The organism is Sulfuricurvum sp. (assembly GCF_049305995.1).
Taxonomy (GTDB): Bacteria; Campylobacterota; Campylobacteria; order Campylobacterales; family Sulfurimonadaceae; genus Sulfuricurvum.
This window is the reverse complement of the sequence record NZ_JBAQPS010000112.1, coordinates 1-3,125: the sequence shown is the minus strand read 5'-3', so window position 1 is coordinate 3,125 and position 3,125 is coordinate 1. Positions and strand designations below refer to the sequence as shown.

General features: G+C 47.0%; 1 protein-coding gene and 1 pseudogene. Both read left to right on the top strand.

Annotated elements, in window-relative coordinates; genetic code table 11:
* Positions 1-321 (top strand): annotated as a pseudogene (locus tag WA010_RS03735) (DUF445 domain-containing protein); the annotation flags it as partial.
* 148 nt (positions 322-469) lie between these two features.
* Positions 470-3,049: an ATP-dependent Clp protease ATP-binding subunit gene (locus WA010_RS03730; protein ID WP_422555825.1), complete on the top strand. Its 2,580-nt coding sequence runs from the start codon at positions 470-472 to the stop codon at positions 3,047-3,049.
* The last annotated feature ends 76 nt before the right edge of the window (positions 3,050-3,125 follow it).

Here is a 3,125-nt window from a genome sequence, read left to right as displayed (position 1 = left end):
GGAGGAATGCTGGGGATGTTCGGGGGTGAAGCGATCATCGGTAAACTCAAAGAGCCGTTTTTGGAAAAAATCAAAGCCTCTACGATTGAGATTAGCCAGAGTGAATCGTTTATGAATGCGCTCAATACCCATCTGCACCAAGGGGGAGCGCATTTGAGTGAATCGATTGAAGGGATCGTCGAAGCGCGTCTGGCAGAGCTTACTCCGATAATGATAAAAGAGATGTTGCATGGACTAATGAAGGAACATTTGGGATGGCTCGTGGTTTGGGGCGGAGTGTTCGGAGGCTTAATAGGGGTTATTTCAGTTTTTTTGATTTAGTTTCCGTCATTGCGGACTAGATCCGCAATCTAAGAATAGATCCTGAATCGAGTTCAGGATGACAGACTTCTAAATAAAATGATTTAAAAGACTTGACAATAAGTGACTCAAAGTATTATAATTCTTGTAACTCAACTAGGAGAATTTTATGTCAGCCAATATTTTTGAAAAACTTACCCATCAAATGACCGAGATGATCGAATCTTCGATCTCTTTAGCACTACACAACAAAAACAGCGAAGTCGAGCCGATCCATTTTTTATGGGCATTGCTCGCCAACAGCAACTCCCCGCTTAACCAGATGTTTGCAAAAATGAACGTCGATAAAACGGCGATTGAACTCGATGTCAAAAGTGCGGCATCCAAACTTCCGAGTGCCTCGCACGTCACCAAAGAGAGTATTCGACTCTCCCGTAATTTTGCCCATTCACTCGAAGTAAGTTCTGGGGAGATGGCGAAAAACGGGGATGGCTTTTTGGCGATTGATACCTACATCGTTGCGAATCTCCAAAACGATCCGTTCAAATCGATCTTAGGGAAATACATCGATCTCAGAGAGCTTGCGAAAACCTTCGAAGCATCTCGTGCAGGGCAAAAAATCGAGTCTCAAACCGCCGATGAAAACCTCGAATCTCTTGCCAAATACGGGATAGATTTGAATCGTGAAGCGATAGAGGGGAAACTCTCTCCCGTTATCGGACGCGATGAAGAGATTTCACGTATGATGCAGATTTTGATACGTAAAACGAAAAACAATCCGATCCTCCTCGGTGAACCGGGTGTTGGTAAAACGGCATTGGTCGAAGGACTTGCACAGCGTATTGTTGCCAAAGAAGTCCCGATCAGTCTTCAAAACAAACGTGTCGTAACGCTCGATATGAGCGCCCTGATTGCAGGAGCGAAATACCGCGGTGAGTTCGAAGATCGTCTCAAAGCCGTTATCGATGAGGTCAAAAAGAGCGGGAACGTTATCCTCTTTATCGATGAGATTCATACCATCGTCGGAGCGGGTGCCTCTGAGGGGTCAATGGATGCGGCGAATATCCTCAAACCGGCACTGGCTCGCGGAGAGTTACACACTATTGGGGCGACAACGCTCAAAGAGTATCGTAAATATTTCGAAAAAGATGCGGCACTCCAACGCCGTTTTCAGCCGGTGAATGTGGATGAGCCGAGCGTGAACCAATCGCTTCAAATCCTTCGCGGACTCAAAGAGCGTTTGGAATCACATCATAATGTCACTATTACCGATTCGGCACTGGTGGCGGCGGCAAAACTCTCAGATCGTTATATCAATGACCGTTTTTTACCGGACAAAGCGATCGATTTGATCGATGAGGCGGCGGCAGAGCTAAAAATGCAAATCGAATCCGAGCCGAACGCATTGGCAAGCGTTAAACGCCGTCTTACCCATTTGCAAGTCGAAAAAGAGGCTCTAAAAAGGGAAGAGTCAGTTGCCAATACCAAACGACTTGATGAGATCGAGCGTGAACTTGCCGTTGCGGGGGAAGAGCGACGTAGTTTGGAATCGCAGTTCGCTCATGAAAAAGAGGTGTTCGAGCGGGTAGCGAAAATCAAGGCCGAAATCGAAGCCAAACGCCGAGAAGCCGAAAGTGCGAAACAAGCGGCGGACTTTAACAAAGCTGCAGAGATCGAATACGGTCAAATCCCGAAATTGTTTGAGGAAGAGAAAGCGCTCCAAGAGAGATGGAAAGGGATGGTAGCCGAGGGGACACTGCTAAAAAACAGTGTCGATGAAGCCTCTATCGCAGGGATTGTGAGCCGTTGGACAAAAATTCCGGTGAACAAAATGCTTCAAGGCGAAAAAGAGAAAATTCTCCATATCGAAGAGGAACTCAATCGCGATTTCGTAGGGCAAGTAGAAGCGACCCATGCCGTAGCTCGTGCGATTAAACGCAACAAAGCGGGACTCTCCGATAAGAGTCGTCCTATAGGCTCATTCTTGTTCCTCGGTCCTACGGGAGTCGGGAAAACGCAGACGGCGAAAACATTGGCGAAATTTCTCTTTGACAGTAGCGAATCGATGATCCGAATCGATATGTCCGAATACATGGAGAAACATGCCGTGTCACGTCTCGTCGGTGCCCCTCCGGGGTACGTCGGGTTTGATGAGGGGGGACAGCTTACCGAAGCGGTGCGCCGTAAGCCTTATAGTGTTATCTTGTTCGATGAAGTCGAAAAAGCGCACCCCGATGTGTTTAATGTCCTCTTACAAGTGCTCGATGATGGACGTCTGACCGATAACAAAGGGGTAGTGGTCGATTTTACCAACACCATCATCATCTTGACCTCCAACATCGCGAGTGATAAGATCATGGCACATCACGGTGATGCAGGATTGCAAGCCATGGTTCTGGGTGAGTTGAAACAGCACTTTAAACCAGAATTTTTAAACCGTTTGGATGATGTAGTGGTCTTTAATCCGTTGGGTGAAGCGCAAATCCTCAGCATCGTCGATCTCTTCTTTAGAGACATTGCGGCAAAAGTGGAAGAGCGTGACATTACCCTCACCCTCACTGACAGTGCGAAACGCTATATCGCGAGTGCGGGATTCGATCCGGTCTACGGTGCACGTCCGCTCAAGCGCGCACTTTATGAGATCGTTGAAGACCGCCTTGCTGACTTGATTCTCGGCGGAGAAGTGGATGAAGGCTCATCGGTTACTTTTGATGCAAAAGATGAAGAGATTACCGTAACTGTGGCATAATCGTATTTATGAAAACGATCTTTTTATTTTTTATTTTGTTGTTGCCAGTATGGGGATGTACGGGAGACTGTATGAC